Origin of the sequence: Casimicrobium huifangae, from assembly GCF_009746125.1 — a bacterium.
Lineage (GTDB): Bacteria > Pseudomonadota > Gammaproteobacteria > Burkholderiales > Casimicrobiaceae > Casimicrobium > Casimicrobium huifangae.
In genome coordinates, this window is sequence record NZ_CP041352.1 from 4,111,782 (window position 1) to 4,137,506 (window position 25,725).

24 protein-coding genes are annotated in these 25,725 nt (G+C 63.2%); 9 read left to right on the forward strand and 15 right to left on the reverse strand.

Going from position 1 to position 25,725, the window contains the following annotated elements; all coding sequences use genetic code 11:
* The first annotated feature begins 198 nt into the window (after positions 1–198).
* Positions 199–1,638, forward strand: coding sequence for a S41 family peptidase (locus FKL89_RS18605; RefSeq protein WP_156864216.1), 1,440 nt, complete (start codon positions 199–201; stop codon positions 1,636–1,638).
* A 192-nt stretch (positions 1,639–1,830) separates the two neighbouring features.
* On the opposite strand, the gene FKL89_RS18610 is transcribed toward FKL89_RS18605, so the two are convergent.
* Entirely contained in the window at positions 1,831–2,178 is a 348-nt protein-coding gene (locus FKL89_RS18610; RefSeq protein ID WP_156864217.1) for a hypothetical protein, read from the reverse strand.
* Positions 2,179–2,285: 107 nt separating this feature from the next.
* Entirely contained in the window at positions 2,286–2,900 is a 615-nt protein-coding gene (locus tag FKL89_RS18615) for a TetR/AcrR family transcriptional regulator (protein WP_156864218.1), read from the reverse strand.
* Between the two features lie 105 nt (positions 2,901–3,005).
* On the opposite strand from FKL89_RS18615, the gene FKL89_RS18620 reads away from it, so the two are divergent.
* The 4 genes from FKL89_RS18620 to FKL89_RS18635 all read left to right on the forward strand — a co-directional run bounded on the left by FKL89_RS18620 (position 3,006) and on the right by FKL89_RS18635 (position 8,206).
* A complete protein-coding gene (locus FKL89_RS18620; protein WP_156864219.1) occupies positions 3,006–3,872 on the forward strand; it encodes an alpha/beta hydrolase family protein in 867 nt (288 codons plus the stop codon).
* A 102-nt stretch (positions 3,873–3,974) separates the two neighbouring features.
* A complete protein-coding gene (locus tag FKL89_RS18625; protein WP_162527589.1) occupies positions 3,975–4,928 on the forward strand; it encodes a glycosyltransferase family 2 protein in 954 nt (317 codons plus the stop codon).
* Positions 4,929–5,011: 83 nt separating this feature from the next.
* Positions 5,012–6,088 (forward strand): hypothetical protein, encoded by a 1,077-nt coding sequence (locus FKL89_RS18630; RefSeq protein ID WP_156864221.1) that lies wholly within the window; start codon positions 5,012–5,014, stop codon positions 6,086–6,088.
* A gap of 48 nt (positions 6,089–6,136) precedes the next feature.
* Positions 6,137–8,206, forward strand: coding sequence for an O-linked N-acetylglucosamine transferase family protein (locus FKL89_RS18635; RefSeq protein ID WP_272953742.1), 2,070 nt, complete (start codon positions 6,137–6,139; stop codon positions 8,204–8,206).
* 40 nt (positions 8,207–8,246) lie between these two features.
* Here FKL89_RS18635 and lipA read toward each other — a convergent pair whose 3' ends face one another.
* From lipA to FKL89_RS18665, 6 genes are all read right to left on the reverse strand, one after another.
* Positions 8,247–9,233: a lipoyl synthase gene (lipA, locus tag FKL89_RS18640; protein ID WP_156864223.1), complete on the reverse strand. Its 987-nt coding sequence runs from the start codon at positions 9,231–9,233 to the stop codon at positions 8,247–8,249.
* 145 nt (positions 9,234–9,378) lie between these two features.
* Positions 9,379–10,020, reverse strand: a complete 642-nt coding sequence (gene lipB, locus FKL89_RS18645; protein WP_156864224.1) for a lipoyl(octanoyl) transferase LipB — start codon at positions 10,018–10,020, stop codon at positions 9,379–9,381.
* 123 nt (positions 10,021–10,143) lie between these two features.
* Positions 10,144–10,437, reverse strand: coding sequence for a YbeD family protein (locus tag FKL89_RS18650; RefSeq protein ID WP_156864225.1), 294 nt, complete (start codon positions 10,435–10,437; stop codon positions 10,144–10,146).
* A gap of 3 nt (positions 10,438–10,440) precedes the next feature.
* Positions 10,441–11,289 (reverse strand): D-amino acid aminotransferase, encoded by an 849-nt coding sequence (locus FKL89_RS18655; protein WP_238363430.1) that lies wholly within the window; start codon positions 11,287–11,289, stop codon positions 10,441–10,443.
* Positions 11,286–12,497 (reverse strand): D-alanyl-D-alanine carboxypeptidase family protein, encoded by a 1,212-nt coding sequence (locus FKL89_RS18660; RefSeq protein WP_156864226.1) that lies wholly within the window; start codon positions 12,495–12,497, stop codon positions 11,286–11,288. Before FKL89_RS18660 ends, FKL89_RS18655 begins: the two co-directional genes overlap by 4 nt.
* The gene (locus FKL89_RS18665; RefSeq protein ID WP_156864227.1) at positions 12,498–13,802 is read right to left on the reverse strand and encodes a D-amino acid dehydrogenase; all 1,305 of its coding nucleotides are present in this window, start codon (positions 13,800–13,802) and stop codon (positions 12,498–12,500) included. It abuts the gene before it with no gap.
* Between the two features lie 238 nt (positions 13,803–14,040).
* Between FKL89_RS18665 and FKL89_RS18670 the strand changes: the two genes are divergently transcribed.
* The gene (locus FKL89_RS18670) at positions 14,041–14,748 is read left to right on the forward strand and encodes a hypothetical protein (protein ID WP_156864228.1); all 708 of its coding nucleotides are present in this window, start codon (positions 14,041–14,043) and stop codon (positions 14,746–14,748) included.
* Here FKL89_RS18670 and FKL89_RS18675 read toward each other — a convergent pair.
* From FKL89_RS18675 to msrP, 3 genes are all read right to left on the reverse strand, one after another.
* A complete protein-coding gene (locus FKL89_RS18675) occupies positions 14,691–15,389 on the reverse strand; it encodes a protein-methionine-sulfoxide reductase heme-binding subunit MsrQ (RefSeq protein ID WP_156864229.1) in 699 nt (232 codons plus the stop codon). The two genes, FKL89_RS18670 and FKL89_RS18675, sit on opposite strands and share 58 nt — an antisense overlap.
* On the reverse strand, positions 15,374–15,781 hold the full coding sequence (locus FKL89_RS18680; RefSeq protein WP_156864230.1) for a DUF2306 domain-containing protein: 408 nt from the start codon (positions 15,779–15,781) through the stop codon (positions 15,374–15,376). Before FKL89_RS18680 ends, FKL89_RS18675 begins: the two co-directional genes overlap by 16 nt.
* A gap of 129 nt (positions 15,782–15,910) precedes the next feature.
* Complete coding sequence (gene msrP / locus FKL89_RS18685; RefSeq protein ID WP_170293824.1) at positions 15,911–16,864, reverse strand: protein-methionine-sulfoxide reductase catalytic subunit MsrP; 954 nt, start codon at positions 16,862–16,864, stop codon at positions 15,911–15,913.
* Between the two features lie 124 nt (positions 16,865–16,988).
* On the opposite strand from msrP, the gene FKL89_RS18690 reads away from it, so the two are divergent.
* Positions 16,989–17,852: an alpha/beta hydrolase family protein gene (locus tag FKL89_RS18690; RefSeq protein WP_156864231.1), complete on the forward strand. Its 864-nt coding sequence runs from the start codon at positions 16,989–16,991 to the stop codon at positions 17,850–17,852.
* A 139-nt stretch (positions 17,853–17,991) separates the two neighbouring features.
* On the opposite strand, the gene FKL89_RS18695 is transcribed toward FKL89_RS18690, so the two are convergent.
* Positions 17,992–19,158, reverse strand: a complete 1,167-nt coding sequence (locus FKL89_RS18695) for a class I SAM-dependent methyltransferase (protein ID WP_156864232.1) — start codon at positions 19,156–19,158, stop codon at positions 17,992–17,994.
* Between FKL89_RS18695 and FKL89_RS18700 the strand changes: the two genes are divergently transcribed.
* On the forward strand, positions 19,157–19,903 hold the full coding sequence (locus tag FKL89_RS18700; RefSeq protein ID WP_238363625.1) for a pteridine reductase: 747 nt from the start codon (positions 19,157–19,159) through the stop codon (positions 19,901–19,903). The two genes, FKL89_RS18695 and FKL89_RS18700, sit on opposite strands and share 2 nt — an antisense overlap.
* A gap of 72 nt (positions 19,904–19,975) precedes the next feature.
* Complete coding sequence (locus FKL89_RS18705; RefSeq protein ID WP_156864233.1) at positions 19,976–20,461, forward strand: MarR family winged helix-turn-helix transcriptional regulator; 486 nt, start codon at positions 19,976–19,978, stop codon at positions 20,459–20,461.
* Between the two features lie 52 nt (positions 20,462–20,513).
* On the opposite strand, the gene FKL89_RS18710 is transcribed toward FKL89_RS18705, so the two are convergent.
* The 3 genes from FKL89_RS18710 to FKL89_RS18720 form a co-directional block, all read right to left on the reverse strand.
* Positions 20,514–21,044, reverse strand: a complete 531-nt coding sequence (locus tag FKL89_RS18710) for a GNAT family N-acetyltransferase (RefSeq protein ID WP_156864234.1) — start codon at positions 21,042–21,044, stop codon at positions 20,514–20,516.
* 18 nt (positions 21,045–21,062) lie between these two features.
* Positions 21,063–24,158 carry an efflux RND transporter permease subunit gene (locus FKL89_RS18715; protein ID WP_156864235.1) on the reverse strand — a complete coding sequence of 1,032 codons (3,096 nt, stop codon included), beginning with the start codon at positions 24,156–24,158 and terminating at the stop codon, positions 21,063–21,065.
* Positions 24,159–24,342: 184 nt separating this feature from the next.
* The gene (locus tag FKL89_RS18720) at positions 24,343–25,611 is read right to left on the reverse strand and encodes an efflux RND transporter periplasmic adaptor subunit (protein WP_156864236.1); all 1,269 of its coding nucleotides are present in this window, start codon (positions 25,609–25,611) and stop codon (positions 24,343–24,345) included.
* Positions 25,612–25,725: the final 114 nt, after the last annotated feature.

Consider the following 25,725-nt stretch of genomic DNA (forward strand, 5'->3'; position numbering starts at 1 on the left):
GACGTTCAGGGCGACCGTATCCTCCGATAGGTCGCCCTTTTTTCTGCCCATTTTTTGCCGGTTGCGTCTCGCCGTGGCGACACGTCGGCCTGAAAGCGCCACTGGCGAGGGTTTGCGGCACCAATGACGGGATTGATCGTCTAATATGGCAAATGCGGGCCGGGTTCACGGCATCCGCACGGACAAAGAGGTGTATTCATGGGTGCTATGTGGCAAAAGGCGGCGTGGGTCGGTGCTGGTGCGACGATGGGTATCGCGCTGTCGCTCGCCATCACGGTTGACGCCAATCGCGATGCGAAATCAACCATTCCGCTCGATGAGCTGCGCACCTTCTCCGAGGTTTACTCGCGGGTCAAGAATGACTACGTGGAGCCGGTCAGCGACAAGAAGCTGATTGAGCAGGCGATCGGTGGCATGGTGTCCAGCCTCGATCCGCATTCCACCTTCCTCGATGAGTCCGCGTTCAAGGACCTGCGCACGACGACCACCGGCAAGTTCGGCGGCATCGGCATCGAGATTGGTACCGAAGACGGCTTCATCAAGGTGATCTCGCCGATCGACGAGACCCCGGCTGCCCGCGCAGGCATTCGCGCGGGCGATCTGATCACCAAGGTGGATGGCGAAACCACGCGCGGATTGACCACCACCAAGGCGGTCGACATGATGCGCGGCTCGCCGGGTACCAAAGTCAAACTCGAAGTGTTCCGCAAGGATGAGCGGGCCACGCACACCTTCGCACTGGTGCGCGAGCAGATCAAGATTCAGGGTGTCAAGGCGAAGATGGTTGAGCCGGGCATCTCGTTCATCCGTGTTCGTACGTTCAATGAAACTACCGTGGCCGATGTCGCGAGGGTGCTGACCGAACAGAATGCACAGACGCCGCTCAAGGGTGTGGTGCTCGATCTGCGCAATAACCCGGGCGGCCTGCTTGATGCGGCGGTTGGGCTGTCAGCCATGTTTCTGCCGAAAGATGCGATGGTGGTGTACACCGAAGGCCGCATGGAAGGCAGCAAGACCAAATTTTTCGCCAGCCGTGATTACTATGCCCGTCGTGGTGGCGATCCACTCGCCAACGTGCCGGAGATCCTGAAGACCGTACCGGTGGTGGTGATGACCAACGGCGCCTCGGCGTCAGCCTCCGAGATCGTCGCCGGCGCACTGCAGGATCACAAGCGTGCCACCATCATGGGCACGACCACCTTCGGCAAGGGCTCGGTGCAGAACATCATCCCCTTGTCGCAGACCACCGGCGTAAAGCTCACGACTTCGCGCTACTACACACCGAACGGCCGCTCGATTCAGGGCACCGGTATCGAACCGGACGTACTGATTGAGCAGCTGACCTGGGATGGCGTCATTGCGCCGAAGCTGCAGCGCGAAAAGGACCTTTCGCGCCACCTGATCGGCAAGAACGAGACCAAGGATGCCGCGCCCGAAGAGGACACCTCCGAAGACGCGCAGGAAGCCAAGCTGATCAAGGTGCGTGAAGACCAGAAGAAGCTCAAGGGTTTTGACTGGGGCAACGACAAGGACTTCCTCTTCTCGCAGGCGCTGAACAAGGTGAAAGGCCTGCCGGTCGTTCGCTCCACGGTCGAGGCGGCGGGCACCACCGCCAAGGCGAACGTACCCGCCCAATAAGTGGCGGGCGTCGCGTAGCGCCGATCACGGCGCTGCTTCTGTCAAGTCACGGCTCACAACTTTTCGCTGAAAGCCTCATTCAAAGAGGGCTAGGTCGGCCATTTGCCAGATAGTCGACTTTAGCCACTTTCGGCCTGTGAGCCCACGTCAATTGGGCGTTTCAGTAAAAAGGTGAATTGCGCGGCGGCCTCGTTAGCGTGACGCATCCATCCTCGCCCAACCGTTGCCCTGCCAGCGCCGGCAGGTGCCCTGGGCGTCCCGCGCGTAGGTGTAGCCACCCTGCTGACAGGTCTGCCTCTGGGGCAACGAGTGCGGCAGCATGGTCCGCTGACCGTTGCCGTCGACATAGGGGCTGACGCTGCGGATGGCCTGATTGGTGTAGTTGGCAACCACTGCCGATTGGCGCGCGCTGTTCTGCGCCCAGCCAGCGTTGTAGCTGGCGTGGCCCTGCTGCACGGTGGCATTGGCCCGCTGCAGGCCCTCGAACTGTCGCTGCTGCGCCTGCGCGGCGCCCCGCACGTTGGTGCCGCTGGCGGTCATCAGGTCCCAATAGGCGAACTGTTCGAAGCCGGCCGGATGGCGCGATGACCTGGTGACCTAACACCGGGTTACAGCGCATGCGTGAATAACGCCGGACGGTTGGCTGATCAGCTCGCCGGCGGGCGCTCCACGCGGCAAAGCGCGGCGGCCTGCTTCACTGCGGTTCGGAACAGCGCCGCATCGCGTCGTGCCTGAGCCAGCAGTGACCCGCCTTCGAGCAGGGCCACGGCCACCTGGGCGGTTTCTGCGGCCACACGGGAGGGCATGCCGTCCTGCACCAGCCGTGCTGCCAGCGTGTCGATCATCTGGCCGTAACCGGCCGACACCGCTTCGCCCAGCAGCGGCGATGCCGCCCGCTCGGCGACGAAAGATGAGTACAGCGCACAGATTTCGAAGTTGGTCTTCTCGGCCACTGTCACCAGTTGCTCGCCCACCTGCGACAGCAGGGTGTGGGCGCTGCGCGCGCGACCCGCTGTGAAGAGCGCAATCAGGCCGTCAGTCAGGTCATGGATCACGCATACGCCGATCTGCTCCTTGCCGCCCGGGAAGTGGTGATACATCGAGCCCTTCGGTGCTTGCGCCAGCTCGAGGATGTCGTTAAGCCCGGTACCGTGATAGCCGCGCTTGCGAAACAACTGCTGCGCGGCCTTCAGGATGCGGGTGCGGGTATCGGGCGTCGTTGCTGCGGCGGTACTGCCGCTGGCTGGAGCATGGCGGGTCATCGGGTGTCCATCGCGGCGCAGTGTTTTCGCCACTCCGGCGGCAACGCCACAAATAGAATATACGCTCTAGACCGACCGGTCTAGCGATCGCTACACTGCCACCGCATGAGCACCACCGATCTGCACCTCACCGCCGCCGACGGCTACCGGCTGACAGCCACCCACTTCGGCGCGCCGGGCGACCAGTGGATCGTGATGGCGAGCGCGACAGCAGTTCCGCGGGGCTTCTATCGCCGCTTCGCCGAATACGCCCAGCAGCAGGGTATCAACGTGATCACCACCGATTACCGCGGCATCGGCGACTCGAAGCATGGTTCGCTGCGGGGCTTCGAGATGGAATACGCCGACTGGTCGCGCTATGACCTGGCCGCTGCGGTTGACTACGCGCTGGCCCGCGGCAAGGTCTGGCTGGTCGGGCACAGCCTGGGCGGCCACGCCATCGGCCAGTTGCCGCATCCGAACGAGCTGCAGGCCGCCTATGTCTGCGGCGTGGGTGCTGGCTGGCACGGCTGGATGCCGCGCCCGGAACGCTACCGCGCCTGGGCGCTGTGGAACGTCGTCGGACCAGTGGTCACCCGCATCTATGGCTACCAGCCGATGAGCAAATTTGGCCTCGGCGAAGACATCCCCATGGGCGCTTACCGCGACTGGAAGAAGTGGTGCCATTTGCCGCACTACTTTTTTGACGATCCCGACGCCCGCGCCATCACTGACCGTTTTGCCGATGTGCGCGTCCCCATCGCGGCCGCCGTCAGCACTGACGACCTGTGGGCGCCACCGCGTTCGCGCGACGCCTTCTTCAAGGGCTACACCAGCACCGCCGTTGATCGGGTCGACTTCACGCCGGGCGAACTGAAGGTGAAGCAGATCGGCCACATGGGCTACTTCCGTGCGCAGACAGGCATTGAGTTGTGGCCCAGGATGCTGGCCTGGCTCGGAAAACACGGGCTCATGACCGGCAGCCACCGTTAGGCTCGCGCACGGGCGTACCACCACCCGGCGCATACACTGGCGTCTCCGCAACCACGGCGTCCGGCGCCGCCGCCACGTGTGATGAGACTTGCTTCTGTGACCATGATCAAGAACGACGGCGACATCGTCGAAGCGTTCGTACGTCATCATGCGATGCTGTTCGATCATCTGGTCGTGCTTGATCATTCGTCAACCGACAACACGCCCGCCATCCTGCGCGCCTTGCAGCATGAGGGTTTGCCGCTGACGGTGATGCGCGACGAGTCATTGTCGTTTCAGCAGGGGCTGCGCACCACCGAGCTGGCGCGGGCGGCGTTCGCCCGTCTTGGCGCCGATTTCGTGTTCCCGCTTGATGCCGATGAGTTGCTCAAGGTAGCGTCCCGGCCGGCCCTGGAGGCCGCACTGGCGGCGATTCCGCGGGGTCAATGCGGACGCCTGCGCTGGCAGAACTACATCGTCACTGCGGCAGACGACACGGCGCAACTCAACCCGGTCGCACGCATCCGCCATCGTGCCCAGACAGAACCCAAGGAGGAACACAAGGTCGTGCTGCCGCGCGGCTCGCTGGCCGATCCGTCCTGGCAGATCGCCTACGGCAATCACTTCCTCACCCGTGAGACCGCCGCCGGTGTCGAGACCGCGCTCACGCAAGACATCGACGGCGCAGTCCTGGCCCATTTCCCGGTCCGCTCACAGGAGCAACTGCACCAGAAAATCATTCTCGGCTGGCTCTCGGTGCGGCTGCAGAACCCGGTTGACTTCAAGCCGGTTGAGGCCGCAGCCAGCGCCGACACCCAGTTCTGGCACTGGCGGGATCTGTTCGCCAGCACGCTGCGCAATCCACGGTTCTCAGCGGCGGACCTGCAATGTTTCGCGCTCGCGCTCTACGTGCACAAATGCCGCATTGATGATCCCCTGCCACCGATGTCGCTGGTGGAGGACCCGCTACCGACTCCTTACAGTCTGCGCTACACGGCCCCGGCAACGGACGTGGCGCTGACCAGTCTGGCGCGCTGGACCGACCGCCTGCTCACCCGCGTCGGCGACATGCTGTAGCGGCGACACAGGACGTCCCCGCTGGTGGCGAATACCGATTGCGCTACGCTTCGCAGCCGGCAATCCTGTTCTGTTCAAACGCAATGAGCTTCCCGCGCGGTTCTTTCGCCGCTGTTTCAGTCCTCACCATGCTCGCCACTGGCGCCCAGCTTCAAGCCGCCCCGGTGACGGTCAACGGCGCCAGCCTCGAAGCCCCCGCCGACTGTCAGCCAGCCAGCAATGCTCTCGTCTGCAAGGTGGATGGCCAGCAGCTGGAGCTTTGGGTTAATCGCCGTCCGCGTGCCGCCAGCAGCGACGCGCCGGAGACCCTAGTGCAACGCATGGCATGGCTGCAGAGCACGCACGACGCGGCCGTGAAGAACATCATGCGCAGCACCTTCAATGACAAGTTGACGCGCTTTGACAGCTACGGCAGTTATCCGGCGCTCGGCAGTGCCATGCCGGGCAAAGGTTCGGCGTCTTCCCCGACCGTGCGCTTTGCCTCCGTCCTGCACGACGGTGAGTATTGGGAATTTCTCGAAGTCGCTGCTACGCGCTCGCCTGCCGTTGAAGCGATCAGTGCAATGGTGCAAAAGTCGCTGACATTACCGTCGGCGCCAGTTGCCCCAGTCACCTCACCGTCGGCCAACGGCAGTGTGGCTGAGAGCAAGTCGTCACCTGCCGCGCCGGCAACGCCGGACATTGGCAGCAGCCCACTGGCGGTCACTTTCGAAAGCCACGCGCTGACATTTCAAATCCCCGGCTACCTGGCAGCGACCGTGGAGCAGAATCAGGATGATCGCCTGCGCGTCAACTTCCAGCACAAGACGCGCAAGACTGGCGGTCCAGCCATGCAGCTGGTCTTGCAGCCGCTGGTCAGCAGTCGCTCTGCGGCCGGCATTGAGGCGGAGCAGCGAAAAACCATCGCCGCGGGCATGTCCGGGCGGCCCTCAGTCGTGGATGTGAGCAAATTGGGGGCGATCACCGGCAAGGGTTTTGCGATGATCGGCACCACCATTGCCCGCACCGACAGCCCCGCCGTTGAAATGCTGGAGACGTTTTTCGCAGCCGAGGTCAACGGTAGCACCCTTGAGCTGCGTCTGTCGGCCGAGCAGCAGTACGCTGGCGAGGCACAAAGCGTCTGGGCCATGGTTGCCTCCAGCCTGCGCCTCAACCGCTAGGCAGCCGCTCGCAGCGCACGGATCGTCATGACCGCTACGCCCTCCCGCATGGCACCCTGCCCCTGTGGCAGCGGCAAGCGCTACAAGCATTGCTGCGGCGCTGCCGCGGTGCAAGGGTCTAGCTCTCCGGCGTCACTTTTGCCACCTCACGCAGACCTCGAGCGTGCAATGGCGCTGCATCAGGCCGGACAGATCGATGACGCCGAGCGCTTGTATCGCGAACTGCTCACTCATACGCCTGAGCATGCCACCGCGCGGCACTATCTGGGGGTCTGCCACTACCAGCGCGGGCAACTGCCGGAGGCGGCCATTGAGATTTCTAGCGCGCTCCGGAGCAACCCGGCGGAGCCGATGGCGCTCAATAATCTGGGCCTCGTCTACAAGGCACAGGGTGACAACGCCGCCGCCGGACAGTGTTTCACGCACGCCATCGAACAGGATCCGCACAGTGCCGTCGCGCTCACCAACCGTGGCCTGCTGCTGCTGGAAAGCGGTCGTACCGAGGAAGCGATTCGCGACTGTGCAGCAGCAGCGGAGTACGCGCCGACGCTCGCCGAAACACACAACAACCTGGCCAAGGCGCTGGTCGCGGTGCGGCGCATCGTCGAAGCCGAAGCGGCATGGGCGCGGGCAGTGGCGGCCAATCCCGATCTCGCCGAAGCCCATTTCAACCGCGCCGAGGTTCTGGTGGAGCTGCGCCGCTTCGAAGCCGCGATCGAGAGTTATCGGTGCGCCGAAGCGTTGAATCCTGCCATGCCCTGGCTCGCTGGCGGTCTCATGCACGCGCAGATGCACGCTTGCGACTGGACTGACTTTGCGTCGCATGAAGCGAAGATCCTGGCCGCAGTGGATCGTGGCGACAAAGCCATCAAGCCGCTGCCGTTGATCGCACTGCGCTCCACCATGGCGCAACAGCAGCGCTGCGCGCGCGCGATCATCAGCGAAAAATTTGCCGGTCATCACCGCCGCCCGGTGATCGCCAACCATCGCCACGACCGTCTGCGTATCGCCTACCTTTCAGCCGATTTTCGGACCCATCCCACGTCGCAGCTGATCGCCGGCCTGATTGAGCACCATGACCGCGCCCGCTTCGAGGTGCTGGGCGTCTACGTCGGCCCGCCGCAACAGGACGAGTGGCGGGCACGCATGGAGCGCGCGTTCGACCGCTTTTTTGACTTCCATGGCAATAGTGACGAGGCCATCGCCACGGCACTGCAATCGCTGGAGATCGACATCCTGATCGATCTCATGGGACACACTCATATGGCGCGCCATGGCGTACTGGCGGCCCGCATTGCTCCGGTCCAGGCCAACTATCTGGGCTATCCCGGCACCGCTGGTGCGCCGTTCGTCGACTACATCATTGCCGACCCGGTGTTGATCGAGCCGGACGATCGCGATTACTACGACGAAAAGATCGTCACGCTGCCTTACACCTATCAGCCCAACGACGACAAGCGGGAGCTGCCAGGTGCCCCTGGCAGTCGGACGGACCACGGCCTGCCGGCCGAGGGCTTCGTCTTTTGTTGTTTCAACAACTCGTTCAAGATCACGCCGGTCGAATTCGACATCTGGATGCGACTGTTGCAGCAAATCGAAGGCAGCGTGCTCTGGCTGCTGCAGCCGACCGAAGTGGCTGAGCGCAATCTGCGTCGGGAAACTGCTGCGCGAGGCGTCGATGCATCGCGCCTGTGCTTCGCACCGCGGTTATCGTCCCTGGCCACGCACTTTGGGCGTCACCGCCATGCCGATTTGTTCCTCGATACCTTCAACTACAACGCGCATACCACCGCCAGCGATGCGCTGTGGTCGGGCCTGCCGGTGTTGACCTGTCGCGGTGACACCTTTGCCAGCCGTGTCGCCGCCAGCCTGCTCGGTGCGATTGGCTTGCCAGAGCTGGTTACCACTTCGATCGCGGCCTATGAAGCCCGTGCCCGCGAACTGGCCACCGACGCCACACAACTGCGAGGCATCCGCGACAAGCTCCATCGCCACCGGGATAGCCATCCGTTGTTCGACATCGCCCGGTTCACCCGCCACATTGAATCGGCCTACGTGGCCATGCATCAACGTGCGGTCGCCGGGCTGGCGCCCGATCACATCGCGGTCACTGCCTGACCGTCATGGGTCACGCTGCGCGCAACCTGGCCGGCGAGTCCTAGACAGTCACGCCGTCGGCCTGCCGGTCTGCGTGGTAGCTCGAACGGACCATGGCGCCCACGGCGGCGTGCTTGAAGCCCATCGCGTAGGCCTCGCGCTCGAACATCGCGAAAGTGTCAGGGTGCACATAGCGCAGCACTGGCAGGTGATCTTTTGACGGCTGTAGATATTGTCCGATGGTGAGCATGTCAATGTTGTGCTCACGCATGTCGCGCATGACGGCGAGGATTTCGTCGTCAGTCTCGCCAAGGCCCACCATCAGGCCGCTCTTGGTCGGCACCTGCGGAATCTTCGCCTTGAAATCACGCAGCAGCGCCAGCGAATGCGCGTAGTCGGAACCCGGACGCGCCTGCTTGTAAAGACGTGGCACGGTTTCCAGATTGTGGTTCATCACATCCGGCGGCGCCGCTTCAAGAATGGCCAGCGCGCGATCAACGCGGCCGCGGAAGTCGGGCACCAGCACTTCAATCTGCGTTTGTGGTGACTGCTCGCGCACCTGACGGATGCAATCGACGAAGTGACCGGCACCGCCATCGCGCAGGTCGTCGCGATCGACGCTAGTGATCACCACATATTTGAGCTTCAGCGCAGCGATGGTCTTGGCGAGATTCTTCGGCTCGTCGGCGTCGAGCGGATTGGGGCGGCCATGACCGACATCGCAGAACGGGCAGCGCCGGGTGCAGATATCGCCCATGATCATGAAGGTCGCGGTGCCCTTGCCGAAGCACTCGCCGATGTTCGGACAGCTCGCCTCCTCACACACCGAATGGAGGTTGTGTTCGCGCAAAATTTTCTTGATCTCGCCGAAGCGTGCGGCGTGTTCACCAGTCGGCGCCTTGACGCGAATCCACTCGGGCTTGCGCAGCATCGGCGCGCTGACCACCTTGATCGGAATGCGTGCGGTCTTGCCTTCGCCCTTGTGCTTGACGCCCTGAGCGTTGGTGGGCAGAGTTTCAGTGCTGGCGGGAGTTTGCTGCGAGTCCATGGCGTGATTTTCTCACCGTCGAATGACGAGCGACTGACAAGTCAACTTTTTCGTTAAAGGCCCATTTATCTGGGCTTGGAAGCGAAAACCGAACAAAGTCGACATTCCAGCGAATTGCTTCTCCAGCCCAAAGCAGACGGCTTTTTCATGAAAAAGCTGTACTCGTTGCCAACGACTGCTGTAACGCCCCGGCCAGCGCCACTGACACCGCGTCGTAGTCGGGCGCGGTGCCCGTGAGCGTAGCCAGATCGGTGACCGCAAGCCCGCTGTAACCGCAGGGATTGATGCAGGCGAACGGCGCCAGGTCCATCGCCACGTTGAAGGCGACCCCGTGATAGGTGCAGCCATTGCGCACCTTGAGCCCGAGCGAGGCGATCTTGGCTTCCGGCCGGTTGCTGTCGGGACGCACGTAGACGCCCGGCGCATCGCGTTTGCCATAAGCCGTGACGCCATGGCTGGCCAGCATTGCAATCACACCACGCTCGATACGCTGCACCAGTTCGCGCACACCGTATCCGGCACGGCGCAGGTCGAGCAGCACATAGACCATCGTCTGGCCGGGGCCGTGATAGGTGATCTGCCCGCCGCGATCGGTCTTCACCACCGGGATGCCCGTCGGATTGAGCAGCAAGTGCTCCTCCTTGCCGGCGATACCCTGGGTGAACACCGGCGCGTGTTCGCACACCCAGAGTTCGTCTTCGGTCGCGGGCGTACGTGCGTCGGTGAAGGCACGCATGGCATCCCACGTCGCCTGATAGTCGGCACGACCGAGACGGCGAATCAACATGCGCTCATCGCAGGGGGGCAAGTCTGATGCGGCGCGATCGGGTCAGGGCGCGAAGGCAAGCCGCAGACGGTACGAATGTACGGCAAGGCGCGGCCGACAAAGCCATGGCCCGATCGCGCCGCATCACAGCGCCCAGACGATATCCGGGTGCGCAGTCAGGTCCTGATAAAGCGCGTCGAGTTGCGCCTTCGAGGTTGCCGTGAAACTCACCGAGACAGCGAGGTACTTGCCGCCCTTTGATTCGCGTACGGTTACCGTCGTTTCGTCGAAATCGTTTACATGGCGGCGCACGATCTCGACGACCGTGCTTTCCAGTGCAACATCGTTCTTGCCGGCGACTTTCAGCGGATAGACCGTCGGGAAGACAAAATTGGTCTCGCCCGCATTGGCGGGCGTCGGGGTGGCGGGTGCAGTCATCGCTCAGGCCCCACGCATGTCTGCCTGCATCAGGGCGAACATCTTTTTGAACATCGGCCCTGGTTTGCCCTTGTGCGCAGCATTGCCGATTGGTTTGTCGTCGAGCGTGGTGATCGCCAGCACACCCTTGCTGGAGGACGATAGCCACAGTTCGTCGGCCGCCCACATCTCGGCCTCCGGCACCGGACGCACTTCGAGTTTCAATCCATTCTTCTTCGCCAGGTCAAACACGCCGTCCAGCGTGATGCCACCGAGAATGTGGTTGTCCTTCGGCGGCGAAACGATGGTGTCGCCGAACACGCAGAATACGTTCGAGGCTGACGCCTCCGTCATGAAGCCATCACGGATCATCACGACCTCGGCGCCACCGTGCTCGGTCGCGTGCTGCTTGGCCAGCACATTGCCGAGCAGTGAAATGCTCTTGATGTGGCAGCGATGCCAGCGCTTGTCGGGGAAGGTGTAGCACGGCACGCCGTTGTCGACCTGCTCTGCGGTGAGCTTCGGCAACGGGTTCGACATCATGAACACCGTCGGCTCTATATCCTTCGGAAAGCTGTGGTCGCGCTTGGCCACGCCGCGGGTGATCTGCCAGTACACGCCTTGATCTCCGGGGCCATTGCGACGTGCCGCCTCCAGCACCAGCTCGGCCCACCGCGCGTTGCTGTAGGGGTTCTTGAGGCCGATTTCCTTGCAGGAGTTGTCAAGGCGAATCAGATGCCCGTCGAGGCGATACGGTTTGCCGTCGATGACTGGCACGTACTCATAGACACCATCACCAAAGATGAAGCCACGATCGAGCACGCTGATCTTTGCGTCCTCAACCGGCATCCACTCGCCATTCAGAAAAATCACTTGAACATTCCCTTGAACCAGAGCACCACGGCGTGCCACATCCGCTTCCACATGGGGGCGGCGGGTGCAGATTCCAGTGCCACCACATCACGCTCGTAAATCAGGTTGCCAGCGCGTTTGACCTTGAGCAGACCAACCGTATCGCCGGCCTGCACCGGTCCGATCTTCGGCTCCGGGATGGTCAGTTCGGTGGTGATCTCCCAGCCCTTGCCGGCATCGGTCACCGCAGTCACGTCGTCCCGAAAGCCAATCGGAATTTCGTTGACGGAGGATTTCCACACCGTCAGCTGCTGGATCGGCTTGCCCGCTTCATGCAGGCGACGGCCCTCGTAGGCGGCAAACGCCCACTCGATCAGCTTCTGCGACTCGCTCACGCGCAACGCCTCGCTGGGCGCGCCAAGCAGCACGGTCAGCAGCTTGCGCGGCGGACGATTGACGGTGGCGATCAGGCACCAGCCGGCGCTGTCGGTGTGACCGGTCTTCAGACCATCGACCGTCGGGTCGAGAAACAGCAGGCGGTTACGGTTTTCCTGGGTAATGCGGCCATGCGTGAAGCTCTTCTCGGCGTAGAACCTGGTGTATTGCGGAAAGTCGCGCAGCAGTGCGAGCGACAACACCGCGAGGTCATGCGCCGTTGAGTAATGTCCCTGCTGCGACAGGCCGGTCGGGTTCAGGAACTGCGTGTCATCCATGCCCAGCCGCTTGGCCTCGCGATTCATGCGCGCGATGAATTCGCCCTCGTTGCCTGCCACCGCGATGGCAAGGGCCACCGCAGCATCGTTGCCGGACTGGATGATCAGACCGCGCAGCAAGTCCTCGGTGGTCACCGGTGCACCGGGTTCGATGAACATGCGCGAACCTTCGGCCTTCCACGCCCGTTCCGGTACCCGCAGGCGCTGCGTCAGCGACAGCTTCTTCTGGTGCAGGGCATCGAAGACCAGATACGCCGTCATCAGCTTGGTGAGCGATGCCGGGTCGCGCCGCTGCCGCTTGTTGGACTCAGCCAGCACCTGGCCGCTGGTCGCTTCCACCACCAGATAGGCGGCCGCGTTGACCACCAGTGCGGCGACCGGTTCGGCCGCCGCTGGTGCCGCCGCAGCGGCCGGTGCAGGGGCCGGGGCGTTGGTCTGCGCGAAAACAAGAGCCGACAGGGCAGCCGCACCGGCAGCCGCAAGACGGAAAGAACGAAGAGACGGGATGGCGTTCACTCAGGCGTGGGAGGTAGCCGCTGAAGCCGCGATTTTACGAGCCGGTGCGTTAATGAACGCATAGTCCACTTCCGGCACCTCGCCGGCAATGATGTCAGCCAGTGCGCGTGCCGAGCCCGGCCCTTCGGTCCAGCCCAGCGTCCCGTGACCGGTATTGAGGTACAGATTTTTCAGCTTCGACTGCCCGATGATGGGCAGATTGGAGGGCGTCGCCGGGCGCAGCCCGGTCCAGTATTCCACCTTGTCCCACTCGCAGAGATCAGGGAAGTGATGCTTGGCGCGGCGAGTGAGCGCTTCGCAGCGAACCGTGTTCAGCGACGTGTCGAAGCCGTTCAGTTCCGCCGTTCCAGCGATGCGCAACCGCTCACCGATGGTGGTGAACACCACTTTCTTCTCGTCGTCGGTGATGCTGCCCTTCGGTGCCGGAATCTTGCTGCCGGCGCGCAGGGGCAGCGTGGCGCTGTAGCCTTTGGCAGGGTAAACCAGTGCGTCAACGCCGACGCCGGACAGCAGCGCCGGCGAGTAGGACCCGAGCGCGACGACATAGGCGTCGCCGCTGAGCGTACGCTCCCCCTCGGCATCGCTGACCACAACGCCCGACACTTCGCCGCCCACGCGGTCGATGCGCTTGATCGTGGTGCCATAGAGAAACTGTACACCCTGCTTGGCCGCCAGTGCGGCCAGTGCGGAGGTGAACTTGTAGGCATCGCCCGATTCGTCGTTGGGCGCATAGATGGCGCCAGCGAGGCTCGGCGCGGTGTGTGCGAGCGCGGGTTCGACTTTCACCGCTTCGGCCACCGACAACACATCGCGACGTTCGCCGTTGCGAATCAGCAGTTGTGCCGCTTCCGCTGCGTCGTTGAAGCTCTTCGGGTCAGAGTGGATCATCATGATCCCCGCCTCGGCATGGTCGTACTGGATGCCGGTCTCGCGACGCATCATCTGCAGCGTACGGCGACTGTACTCGGCGAGCCGCATGGCCTGCAACGTGTTGTGCTCGGCGCGGCTCGGCAGGCATTCATAGAGGAAGCGCAGGCCCCAGCGCCACTGGTTGATATCGGCCTTCAGGCGGAACAGCAGCGGCGCGTCCTCCTGGCCGAGCCATTTGAGAATCTTGAACGGCGCATGCGGGCTGGCCCAGGGGTCCGACTGGCTGACCGAGATCTGGCTGCCGTTGGCAAAACTGGTTTCCAGCGCCGGGCCGGGCTGGCGGTCAACCACGGTGACTTCAAAGCCGCGCTGGCGGAGAAACCATGCGGTGTGGACGCCGAGGATGCCGGCGCCGAGAACAAGTACGCGCTTCATGAGCTTGCTGCAGAGAATGCGTCGCGGATGGCGACTGATCAGCGAATGCTAGAAAGTTTCTCACCCGCTGGCGAGTGTGCATGCGAAATCTGCATGGTGTACCCCTCTTGGGGCCAGCGGCGAACCGGTCGTCATGCCGGGCTTGATGACCACTGCCCACCGCCGCCCGCCCGCAAAGCCGACACGACCGGCGGGTACACTCGGACGCAGCCACCCCGCACCGAACGATCAAACAAAGATGACTCTGTTTCGCCCCGTGCTTGCCGGTCTGCTCGCCGCATTGTTGCTATCGCCAGCGGCAGAGGCGGCCCGTCCAATGATTACCGACGATGCCCGTATCGTCGATGAACGCTCCTGCCAGGTGGAGTCGTGGCTGCGGCGCGAGAAGGATCGCACCGAGTTGTGGGCGCTGCCGGGCTGCAATGTGGGTGGCGTGATCGAGTTCACGGCGGGCGGTGGTCATTTCCGCGAGCCGGATGGCCTGCGCGCCAGTGATCTGCTGGTGCAGGCCAAGGCGTTGCTGCGACCGCTCAAAACCAACGACTGGGGCGCCAGCATGAGCGCCGGGCACGTCCGCCATCGTGCCGTTGCCGGCGGTGCGGCGGCCAGTGGCTACTACGTCAATCTGCCGCTCAGCCTGTCACTGCGTGACGATCAGTTGACCGCGCATGCCAACATCGGCTGGTTGCGTGAGGGCGCCAGCGGTGCCGACCGCGCGACGTGGGGGCTGGCGGCAGAGACCCAGTTGCACCCGCGGGTCGGGCTGGTGACGGAGGCTTTCGGCCAGCTTTCGCGTGATTCTTTCTATCAACTGGGACTGCGCTTCTGGGTCGTGCCCGAGCGCGTACAGATCGACACCACCTACGGCAACCGGATCGGCCGCGGCGATCAGGCGCGCTGGTTCTCGATTGGTCTGCGCTTGCTGTCGCCAGCGTTTCTGCCCTGAGTCACGTCGCGCAGCTTCCAGAAGAGCCGCAACGCCAATAACAGGAAGAAGATGGCGGCATAGATCGCCGGCTGGGTGATGTCCTTCTTGACCAGCCACCAGTAGTGCACCACCGCCAGCACTGCGATCAGATACACCGCGTAGTGAATGCGCTGCCACAGGCGGGCACCCAGGCGCTTGATGATGGCGTTGTTCGAGGTGGCGGCCAGCGGCACCAGCAGCACGAAGGCGGCGAAGCCCACCGTGATGAACGGCCGCTTGACGATGTCCTTCAGGATGTCATCGAGGTCGAAGAAGCGGTCGAACCAGATGTAGGTAGTGAAGTGCAGGCAGGCATAGAAGAACGCCAGCAGCCCCGCTGTGCGGCGCAGCCGCAGCAGCCACGGCCAGTTCAGCAGCTTGCGCAGCGGCGTGATCGACAGCGTGATGGCAAGGCCGACCAGCGTCCAGGTGCCGGTGGAGCGGGTGATGAATTCGATCGGGTTGGCGCCGAGCCAGCCGAGAAAATAGCCGGCGACCAGCCGCAGCAGCGGCAACAGCCCGACGGCGATCAGTGTCCACTTGACGTGCTGGACGGTGGCGTTGGCCGGGTTGCGCCAGGAGCGTTGAGCAGCACCCGCCGCGCTCAGTGAAGCAGCCATTGGTTAAGCAGCCGTCCCGGCATGAAGGCGAACGAACCCGCTATCAGCAGGCCGCCGACGTAGAGCCCGATCATGTTGCCCAGATGCGTCCGCCGATCGTGCCGGCGCGCCGCGAAGTAGGCCTTCGGCACGGTGATGAAGACGGAAACGCTGAACAGGTGAATGAAGCCAAAGTGCCCGAGCAGGGTGGGACCGACCTGGGCGGGCATGAGCAGCGTGATCGCTGCTGTGGCCAGCATCAGCAGCATGTACCCCTTTCCCAACAGCCGATGCAGCGGGTTGCCCTTGCGTGCAAACATCAGGTATGTGCCGATGACGAATGCCGGCAGCACGGTGGCGAGATGAGCGTAAGCCAGTGGCAGATAACTCGGTGGCAGGGCGTGGGTTGGCATGACGGTTTCCGGGGAAAGGCTGATGGTGGTATTCCATCGCCTTGTCCCCGGTGTCGCCAGCGGGCCGCGACCAGCGGGGCCCGGCCAGCGCCAACGGTAGCTGCACTACGCCAACGGTCGCAAGCACGGTCAGTAAAACTTCTTCAGGTCCATGCCGGTATACAGCGATGCCACCTGATCGGCATAGCCGTTGAACATCAGCGTCTTGCGCTTGCTGAATTCACCGAGGCGCCGCTCGGTTGCCTGACTCCAGCGCGGGTGATCGACGGTTGGGTTGACGTTGGAGTAGAAGCCATACTCGCTGGGGCCTGCCTTGACCCAGGCGGTGCGCGGCTCCTTCTCGACAAAGCGGATCTTCACAATCGACTTGCCGCCCTTGAAGCCGTATTTCCATGGAATGGTGATGCGCAGCGGCGCACCGTTCTGCGGTGCCAGCACTTCGCCAAAGGCACCGAAGGTGAGCAGCGTCAGCGGGTGCATGGCCTCGTCAAGACGCAGGCCTTCCACATACGGCCAGTCCAGCACCGACGAGCGCAAGCCCGGCATCTGTGCCTTGTCCGCGAGCGTAACGAACTCAACGAACTTGGCGTTGCCCTTGGGTTGCACCTGATTGATCAGTGCCGACAACGGGAAGCCGATCCACGGCACCACCATCGACCACGCCTCGACGCAGCGGAAGCGATAGATGCGCTCTTCCAGCGGCGCCAGTTTCATCAGATCGTCGATGTCGAAAGTCTTCGGCTTCAGCACTTCGCCTTCGACGGCAACCGTCCACGGCCGCGTCTTCAGCGCCTTGGCCATCACCGGCGGATCAGTCTTGTCGGTGCCGAATTCGTAGAAGTTGCAGTAGTTGCGGAAGTCTTCAACCTTGTTGATCCTTTCATCGGCCGGTGCGTAGGCCGGGTTTGCCTTCACACCCGCCAGGCGCGAGCCCTGCGCCTGCGCGTCGCACGCAGCAAGCACCGGGAGACCGGCAATCAGCCCCATCGAAGCGGCCTGTTTGAGCCATTCGCGGCGATGGAGATAAGCGTCCCCGGAAGTGATTTCCGAAGGCAGAATATCGGTGGGGCGACGAATCAACATGTTCAATCCTTGTCTTTCCGGCAATCAGTCGCGCCCATAAGGAGAGCCTTACATGCGTCAACCAGTGATGCGCCATTCTCTGCTATTCGTTGCTGCGGCCGTTTTGGTTACAGCCAGTTTCGCAATGACGGCAAACGCCGAGAAAGCGCCCGCCGCACAGGCGGTGATCTTCGACTACGCGAAGGCGACCGATGTTCCGGCGCTGTCCGGTGGTGTGTTCCAGAAGCCGAAGTGCTGCGCCATCACCGAGTGGAAAGTGCCGCGCCCGACCGGTGGCGAAGTGGAGATGACGGTCATTGCGCCGCCGGGCAAGGCGAAGCACCCGACGGTGCTGTGGCTGCATCGCGAGGGCGCCGAGGTGAAGCGCGCCATGTTTGTGCAGGAGGCGGAAACGCTGGCGATGATGGGCATCGCTTCGCTGCTGGTTGAACTACCGTTCAAACAGCCTTACGTACATCGCGCCAACAACAACGCCGGCGACGCCGATGTCATCCGCAACGCAGTGATCGACGCTCGCCGCGCGCTGGACTGGGCGGCGACGCGGCCGGAATTCAACATCGACCGCGTCGCCGTGGTCGGCCATCGCTTTGGCGCCTGGGCCGGCGCGCTGCTGACCGCAGTGGACAAGCGGGTTGACGCGGCGCTGCTGATGAGCCCGCCGGGCAAGCCGAGCGGCTGGCTGCAGGTCACCGAGCAGGCGAAGGCAAAGAAATTCCGTGAGACCTTCGACAAGGAGGCTTGGGGCGCCTACCTGAATTCCATCGAGCCGCTCGACCCGGAAAAGTGGATCATGTTTGCGGCACCAGCGAAGCTGCACTTCCAGTTCGCCAGCAACGACGAATGGGTGCAGACGCTGGAGCAGGTGGACCTGTACCGCGCCGCCTCGCAGCCGAAGTCACGCCAGATGTTCGAAGCGGACGAATTGCTCAACGATGAAGCCAAAAAAGACCGTCATGCGTGGCTACGGCGGGTGTTGCTCGGCAAGTAGCAGCTTTTTGGTGAAATCCGCATCGGAATTGGGCTTGTATCGATATTTTACGGATAGTCGACTTTGAGCGAAAAATAGGTTAGAGCCCAGAGCAAATGCGGGTTTCGACGAATAGTCAATTACTTTCGCGAACTGGTACTCACAACCGGAAGCATTGATCCACGGCAGCCAGCGAGGCGAGCCGTTCGACGGCCTCGCCCTTGCCGACGACCAGCACCTTGAACAGCTCTCCCATTTCGGCGGGTGAGACCAGTTTTTGCACGGCGTTGAGGGCATTGGCGTGTGCCGCCTCACTGGCGAATTGCGCTCCCTGCAAGCGGTTCAGCAATCCGCCGTGCAACAGGAACTGCGCTTGTGTCGCGTAGCAGATCACGCTGGCGCCGGCGTCCACCGCCGCTTCTGCCATCGCGGTGAAATCCACATGCGCCGTGACGTCCTGCAATCCGGCGAGGATCAGCGGGTCAAAATGCACCCGCTGCTGATAATGGCACGCCAGCGTGCCGCTGCGGCGCTCGGCGAGGTAATACTCGCGGCGCGGAAAGCCGTAGTCGATGAAGCAGAGCGCGCCATCGCCCAGCCGGGATGCCAGCGTCGCGACCAAGGCTTCTGCTTCGAGATTGATCTCGCTCTGATAACCCTCGACCGGCGGCACGCGATGCTTCGCCGCCGCCAGCAACGCGCCGTCCAGCAGCGGCTGCCAGCGCCACTCGAAGTGATCGTCAATCATCGTAACGCGAGCCTGCTGGTAGTGGTCATCGGCAAAGCGCACCACCTCACAGGGGACTGCATCGAGTACTTCGTTGGCGAGCACGAGGCCGTCAATGCGCTTGGGGAGCGCGTCGAGCCAGGTGACGGGCAGGCCGCTGAGCGTTTGCCGTTGGCGCTCGCGCAGGTCGGCGCTCACTTCGAGAATGCGATATGTCTGCGACGGCGCAGCTGCAAGAAAATCGCGCGCCAGCTTGCCGGTGCCGGCACCAAGCTCAATCACGACGCAGTCACCAAGCGGCGCGAAGGCGTCGGCGAGGGTGGCACCGAACAGGGATGACAGTTCGGGTGCGGTGACGAAATCGCCCGCGCCGCCCAGTTTGGTGGCGCCCGCCGCGTAGTAACCAAGGCCCGGCGCGTACAGCACCTGCTGCATAAAATCGGCGAATGAAATTGTCTGCTCTGCATTGCCCGTTGCCGGTGCCTGCGCGATTTGCGCACGCAGATGGGCGAGCACCCGCGCACCGTGTTCGGCAGCGACGGGTGAAGGTGGTGGCAGTCCGGCTTCGGTCGGATGCAGGGCAGGGTGAGGCGTAGCCATCGTGACGGGCAATGAACCGGTAGTGCTGGTGACGGGGGGCAGCCGACGCGTGGGTGCCGCCATTGTGCAACGCCTGCACCGCGAGGGCTGGCGGGTTGCGATTCATTATCGCGCATCGCAGCCGGAGGCCACCGCGCTGGCCGATCAACTGAACGCCATACGGCCCAACTCGGCACTGACCGTTGCGGCGGAGCTGCTTGAGGTAGCGGCACTGGCGCCGCTTGTTGCCCACGTGGTCGAACATTTCGGTCGGCTTGATGCACTGGTCAACAATGCCTCCACCTACTACGCGACGCCGATAGGGGACATCGCGATGCAGGACTGGGAGGCGCTGATGGGCAGCAATCTGCGGGCGCCGCTGTTTCTGGCGCTGGCGGCCGCGCCGCATCTGAAAACCAGTGGCGGCAGCATCGTCAACATCACCGATATCCACACCGAGCGACCGATGCCGGACTATGTCGTCTACAACGTCGCCAAGGCCGGTTTGCGCGGCCTCACCCATGCGCTGGCGCGCGATCTCGCGCCGGCAGTCCGGGTGAACGCGGTGGCGCCAGGGCCGATTGAGTGGCCGGATGACGGCCAGATTTCGCCAGTCGAGCGCGAGCGCATCCTGGCGCAGGTGCCGCTCCGTCGCGAAGGTGGCGTCGGGCAGATCGCGGACGCGGTGAAATACCTGATCTGTGACGCGCACTTTGTGACCGGCCACACGATCAATGTCGATGGTGGTCGCAGCATTGCACTGTAGCCGCCGCAGCCGGCGGTCTCATCGCCAAAGCCCAGTCGGGCGCCGTTTGCAGAGCCCGTGATATAAGGCCGCATGATGTCAGATGACAGCGATCCAACACTGATGCGTCCGCCGCGTGCACGCGGCGCCAGCAAGGGCGAAGCTGAAAAGAATGCCGCACCTGAAGATCAGGCGCTGAGCCCGGCGTTGGCCCGCTTTGGTCACGCCTGTTTTGTTGCGCTCGACAGCGTGCTGTGGCGACATCAGTTGAGCATGCTCGAATGGCAGGCGCTGGCGGCGATATTCACGCTGGGTGAGCCGACCATTTCCCAGATTTCCAGGCGGGTTTACCGTTCTCCGTCACAAACAACCGTGCTGATGAACCGGTTGGCGGGGCGGGGCTGGGTGCGTGAGTTGGGCGAGCGGCCGTCAAAGTTTGCCTTGACCGACAAATCGCTGGAAGTGCTGCCGTATCCGTCCGCGCTCAGCACGGCACTGGAACAGCGTGTCAATCACGCGCTGACGGAAGACCAGCAGGCACTGCTCGCGCAACTGCTGTGGAAGGTGCTTTCGGCCTAGCGTTTGGCCAGAGCGCTGCCCGAACCCGGGCAGCCACCACCTGTGCGACCGATCAGGGAATGTAGTCGGCGCTGACCGGCCGCCACATGTGCAGCTTGTCGAGATAGGCGCCCGCCGTCTTCACCGCGCGCGTTTCACGGCCAAAGCTCTGGAAGCCCTGCCGCGAGTACAGGCGTACCGCAGGCAAGTTGTCCGCCGTCACCGTCAGGTTGATGATCTCGATGCCATGCATGCGCCGCGCCGCCGCCAGCGCCTCATCGACCAGGCGACGACCGATGCCACCGTTGGCGAAGTCTTTCATCACGTACATCGCCGTCAACGCGACCTTGTGACGCTCGCGGACGCGCTGGAAAGCCTCAAGACGTACGGTGCCGATCAGCGCATCGGCGGCGTCGAATGCGCCCAGCGTCGCCGTGGTCGGGTCGGCGAGACGTTTTGACCACCATTCGATCGGTTTGGTGGCCCGTTCCTCGAACGTGGAGGTGAACGCTGTGTCGTGTTCACTGTACCCCCGGAGCATCAACGCGCGGTAGATACCGCCGTGAGTGGGCTCCAGTTGTTTGATCGATACGCCTACGCTCATGCCAGCTCCGTCAGTGGACTACTCCCCGGCCACATGCGCGGGCTGCTGGGCGAGCTGTTCCGCTCTTGCCACCTCCCGTGCGCGCTCGCCCCTCTGTTGTCGAGCGAAGAGAGTGTACGCCGTCGGCACCACAAACAGCGTGAGCACGGTGCCCAGCATCAGCCCGCCAACGATCACCCAGCCAATCACCTGTCGGCTTTCGGCGCCGGCGCCGACCGCGCGGGCGAGCGGGATGGCACCAAGCACCATGGCGCCGGTGGTCATCAGGATAGGCCGCAGACGCAGCTCACAGGCTTCAACCACCGCCTCGCGGATGCCCCGGCCCTGATCGCGCAACTGATTGGCGAATTCGACCAGCAGGATGCCGTGCTTGGTGATAAGGCCCACCAGCGTGATCAGACCGATCTGCGAATAGATATTCAGCGTATTGCCGGTCAACTGCAGGGCCAGCAAGGCGCCGGTCATCGACAGCGGCACCGTGAGCATGATGATGAAAGGATCGACAAAGCTCTCGAACTGCGCCGCCAGCACCAGATAGATGAAGCCCAGTGCCAGCAGGAACACGAAGTAAATGTCGCTCGACGAGTCGCGGAATTCGCGCGCCTGACCGGACAGATCGGTCTGCACCGTGGACGGTAGCACGCGCTTGGCGGCTTCGTTCATGTAGGCCAGCGCTTCACCCTGGGTGAATCCCGGCGCCAGGTTAGCGTTGACCGTCGCCGCGCGCACCCGCTGGAAGTGGGCGATGCCGCGCGGGCTGACACCCTCGCGCACGGTGACCAGATTGGACAGCGGCACCATGTCGCCAGCCCGGTTACGCACGTTGATCTCGCTGATGCGCTCCGGCGTGTCACGACCGTCGCGGGCGACCTGCACGATAACGTCGTACTGCTCGCCATCCTGTTTGAAGCGGGTCACCAGACGGCCACCGAGCATGGTCTCCAGCGTGCGGCCAACGACGTCGACGTTGGCACCGACATCAAGCACCTTGTCGCGATTGACGCGCACGCGCAGCTCTGGCGTGTTCATGCGCAGATCGGTATCGATATTCTGGAAGCCGGGATTCTTCTGCATCTCGTTCTGCATGGCGCGCACGAAGCTCTGCATCTGCTCGTACGGCACCGCGGCGAGGATGACAAATTCAATCGGCTTCGCGCGTGGGCTCTGCCCGAGAGAACCCGGTTGCGACGGGAAGGCCTGGACGCCGGCAATACCCTGGAACTTCGGCATCAGCTCCTTGGCGACATCGGCCTGCGAGCGGCTGCGGTCGTTCCAGTCCTTCAGGCGCAGCAGCGCGGTGCCGTCCGCCACGTTCGGGAAGCCGCCGTTGCCGCCGTAGACGTTGGTTTCTGGCAGCGTCTTGTAGATGCCTTCGATCTGCTGCACATACTTCATCAGATAGTCGGACGTCGAGCCTTCCGGCGCCGAGACGAAACCGAAGATCACGCCGCGATCTTCCAGCGGCGACAGCTCCGTCTTGGTCATCTTGAACAGCAGACCGGCAGCGCCGGCAACGATCAGTGCCACCAGAACCACGATCAGGCGGTTGTCGAGCGCCACGTTGAGCAACCGCTTGTAGCCGCGGGTGAACGCGTTGAAACCGTCTTCGATCCAGTTGTAGATTTTTGAGTGCCGGGTCTGGTGCGTCAGCAACATCGAGCACATCATCGGCGACAGCGTCAGCGCCACGAAGCCCGATACCACCACGGCGCCCGCGAGTGCCAGCGCAAACTCGATGAACAGCCGCCCGGTACGGCCCGTCGCAAAGGCCAGCGGCGCGAACACGGCCGCCAGCGTCAGTGTCATGGCGACCACCGCGAAGCCGATCTCGCGGGTGCCGATCAGCGCCGCCTGCAGCCGCCCCATGCCATTCTCGATGTGGCGATGGATGTTTTCGAGCACCACAATGGCGTCGTCCACCACCAGCCCGACCGCGAGCACCATGGCCAGCAGCGTCAGCGTGTTGATGGTGAAACCGAACGCGTACATGATGAAGAAGGCACCGGTCAGCGCCACCGGAATGGTGATCAGCGGAATGATGGTGGCGCGCAGGCTGCGCAGGAAGAAGAAGATGACGATGGCGACCAGCACCACCGCTTCACCGATGGTCGAGAACACTGCCTTGATCGACTGCGCGATGAACACGGAGCTGTCGTAGTTCAGCTCAATCTTCATGCCCTTGGGCAGCGACTCCTGAATGCGCGGGATCTCGGCGATCGCGGCCTTCGACAACTCAAGCGGGTTGCCGGTGGATTGCCGGATGATGCCGAAGCCCACCGCCGTCTTGCCCATGAAGCGCTGGAAGCCGCGCTCTTCGGCGGCACCCACCTCAACCTTCGCCACATCGCGGATGCGGATCGGATAGCCACCCGACTGGGCGACGACGATGGCGCCGAATTCCTCCGGCGTCTGCAGATCGGTCTGCGCCAGCACGTTGAACTCACGCAGGCGGCTTTCGATGCGACCGGCCGGAATTTCCACGTTCTGTGCACGCAGCGCGCTCTCGACATCAGCCACAGTCAGCCGGTAGGCCGCGAGCTTGGTCGGCTCGATGTTGATGCGCATCGAGGTCTTGCGTTCACCGAAGATGCGCAGATCCGCCGCGCCAGGCAACACCAGCAGGCGTGGTTTGATGATGCGGTTCACCGCGTCCGAGAGTTGCAGTGAATTGTGCGTCTCCGACGTCAGCGCAAACCACATCACGGGGAATGAATCGGCCTCGACCTTGGCGATCACCGGCTCATCGGCAGCCTCAGGCAGGCGCGCGCGTACGCGGGCGACCTTGTCGCGCACTTCGGCGGCGGCGACGTCCGGGTCCTTGGTGATCTTGAAGCTGACAGTGATATCGCTGCGCTCCGAGCGCGAGTTCGAGGTGATCAGATTGACGCCTTCGATGCCGGACAGCGAATCCTCCAGCGTCTTGGTGATCTGCGACTCGATCACCTCGGGCGAGGCGCCTTTGTAGCCGGTGCTGACGCTGACGATGGGCTCGTCGATCTTCGGGTATTCGCGCACCGACAAGCGCTGATAGCCGATGAGGCCGAGCAGCACCACCACCAGCGAGAGCACCGTGGCGAGCACCGGACGTTTGATACAGAGATCGAAGAAGTTCATGATTTCGACTCCAGGGACTTGCGGCGGAGGGCGCCGGATCGCCGTAACCCGGCGATCAGAAAACGATCAGCTTTTCGACGTAACGACCATTTGACAAGGGCTGAGCAGTCGAAAAAGCCGATTATCGACTTTCACAAGAATGCGCTCTCAGCCCGCGTGAAATAGTGCTTTCAACAAAAAGCCGCTAACTCTTTTTTTCTGTGGCGGGCGCCGCCGATGGTGCGGGTGTCGCGGCACCTGGCTTCGGCGCCTGACCAGCCTTGGCCATATCGGCACCGCCAGCGGCGGGGCTGCCACCGCTCGCCGGTCGCACCGCGGCGCCATCACGCAAGCGCTGCCAGCCGGCGACGACAATGGTGTCACTGCCGCTGATGCCTTCGACGATTTCCACCTTGCCATCACGGCGCTGGCCCACTTCGACCTTGGTGCGCATGGCGCGGCCATCGACCACCTTGAACATGATCTGCTCTTCGCCCTGCATCGCCACCGACTGCTCCGGCACCACCACGGTGTCGCCAGTGTCGGCCAGCGTCAGCCGCACGCGGGCAAACATGCCCGGCTTCAGTGCACCGCCGTGATTGTCCATCTGCGCCCGCAGCACCACTGCGCGGCCAGCAGTATCAAGCTGCGGATTCACCGCATAGACGCGACCGGAATACGGCTTGCCCGGCAAGGCGTCTAGCGAGACCGAGAGCGCCTGCCCGACACTGATCTTGGACTGGAACAGCTCGGGCACCTTGAAGTCCACCTTGATCGGGTCGGTCTTCTCCAGATTGACGATGTCTTGCCCATCCTTCACATAGTCGCCGACGCTCGCCGAGCGCAGCCCGACGGTGCCGGAGAAGGGTGACTTGATCACCAGTTTGGTCAGCTTTGCCTCGGCCAGCGATACCGTGGCATCCGCCACGCGCAATGCGTTCTCGGCTTCGTCACGCGCCTGCCCCGAGATGAAGTTCTTCTGTTGCAGTTCGACGGCGCGGTCGAATTTCGCCTTGGCCAGCTTCTGGTTGGCCTTCGCCTGCTCCAGCTCGGCGCGGGCCAGCGAATCGTCCAGTTGCACCAGCACCTGCCCTGCCTTCACCGGCTGGCCTTCCTTGAAGTTGAGCGCAGTGATGCGGCCCGACTGCTCGGCGCGCACGATTACCGATTCATCAGAGCGCAAGCTGCCCACCGCCGTCACGCTCTTAGGCCAGTTGAGTTTTTCCGGCTTGCCGAGCTCCACTGGCGTGCCACTACCGCCACCCGCGGCGCCTGCGGGCGCCGCGCCCTTGCTGGCGCCACCGTCGGCAGCCTTCTTTTCACCCTCGCCCGACTTCACTGCGGGCGCCGGCGCGGCCGCTTGCGGCGCAGGTGCTGGCGTTGCCGGCTTGCCAAGACCAAAAAGGAACATCGCTCCGGCGCCCAGTACAGCGCCAAGCACAGCCACCACAATGCCGTAAACCGTTTTCTTCATGAATTCCCGCGCGTGCTCGCGCAACCCCTCAAACGCCAGCGATTATGCGCTTGTATGACAACAATTGACGTGCTGGTGTTCCCGCAATTCCGGACCCGATTGAGCGGCACCGAA

Excerpts from the sequence above, each read along its gene's own strand:
- lipA (WP_156864223.1), bottom strand. The coding sequence starts at position 9,233 with ATGGACTCGCAGCAAACTCCCGCCAGCACTGAAACTCTGCCCACCAAC.
- FKL89_RS18625 (WP_162527589.1), top strand. The coding sequence starts at position 3,975 with ATGATCAAGAACGACGGCGACATCGTCGAAGCGTTCGTACGTCATCAT.
- FKL89_RS18680 (WP_156864230.1), bottom strand. The coding sequence starts at position 15,781 with ATGCCAACCCACGCCCTGCCACCGAGTTATCTGCCACTGGCTTACGCT.
- FKL89_RS18715 (WP_156864235.1), bottom strand. The coding sequence starts at position 24,158 with ATGAACTTCTTCGATCTCTGTATCAAACGTCCGGTGCTCGCCACGGTG.
- FKL89_RS18710 (WP_156864234.1), bottom strand. The coding sequence starts at position 21,044 with ATGAGCGTAGGCGTATCGATCAAACAACTGGAGCCCACTCACGGCGGT.
- msrP (WP_170293824.1), bottom strand. The coding sequence starts at position 16,864 with ATGTTGATTCGTCGCCCCACCGATATTCTGCCTTCGGAAATCACTTCC.
- FKL89_RS18650 (WP_156864225.1), bottom strand. The coding sequence starts at position 10,437 with ATGACTGCACCCGCCACCCCGACGCCCGCCAATGCGGGCGAGACCAAT.
- FKL89_RS18605 (WP_156864216.1), top strand. The coding sequence starts at position 199 with ATGGGTGCTATGTGGCAAAAGGCGGCGTGGGTCGGTGCTGGTGCGACG.
- FKL89_RS18665 (WP_156864227.1), bottom strand. The coding sequence starts at position 13,802 with ATGAAGCGCGTACTTGTTCTCGGCGCCGGCATCCTCGGCGTCCACACC.
- lipB (WP_156864224.1), bottom strand. The coding sequence starts at position 10,020 with ATGTTGATTCGCCGTCTCGGTCGTGCCGACTATCAGGCGACGTGGGAT.
- FKL89_RS18720 (WP_156864236.1), bottom strand. The coding sequence starts at position 25,611 with ATGAAGAAAACGGTTTACGGCATTGTGGTGGCTGTGCTTGGCGCTGTA.
- FKL89_RS18610 (WP_156864217.1), bottom strand. The coding sequence starts at position 2,178 with ATGACCGCCAGCGGCACCAACGTGCGGGGCGCCGCGCAGGCGCAGCAG.
- FKL89_RS18615 (WP_156864218.1), bottom strand. The coding sequence starts at position 2,900 with ATGACCCGCCATGCTCCAGCCAGCGGCAGTACCGCCGCAGCAACGACG.
- FKL89_RS18670 (WP_156864228.1), top strand. The coding sequence starts at position 14,041 with ATGACTCTGTTTCGCCCCGTGCTTGCCGGTCTGCTCGCCGCATTGTTG.
- FKL89_RS18695 (WP_156864232.1), bottom strand. The coding sequence starts at position 19,158 with ATGGCTACGCCTCACCCTGCCCTGCATCCGACCGAAGCCGGACTGCCA.
- FKL89_RS18690 (WP_156864231.1), top strand. The coding sequence starts at position 16,989 with ATGACGGCAAACGCCGAGAAAGCGCCCGCCGCACAGGCGGTGATCTTC.
- FKL89_RS18620 (WP_156864219.1), top strand. The coding sequence starts at position 3,006 with ATGAGCACCACCGATCTGCACCTCACCGCCGCCGACGGCTACCGGCTG.
- FKL89_RS18675 (WP_156864229.1), bottom strand. The coding sequence starts at position 15,389 with ATGGCTGCTTCACTGAGCGCGGCGGGTGCTGCTCAACGCTCCTGGCGC.
- FKL89_RS18635 (WP_272953742.1), top strand. The coding sequence starts at position 6,137 with ATGGCACCCTGCCCCTGTGGCAGCGGCAAGCGCTACAAGCATTGCTGC.
- FKL89_RS18630 (WP_156864221.1), top strand. The coding sequence starts at position 5,012 with ATGAGCTTCCCGCGCGGTTCTTTCGCCGCTGTTTCAGTCCTCACCATG.
- FKL89_RS18705 (WP_156864233.1), top strand. The coding sequence starts at position 19,976 with ATGATGTCAGATGACAGCGATCCAACACTGATGCGTCCGCCGCGTGCA.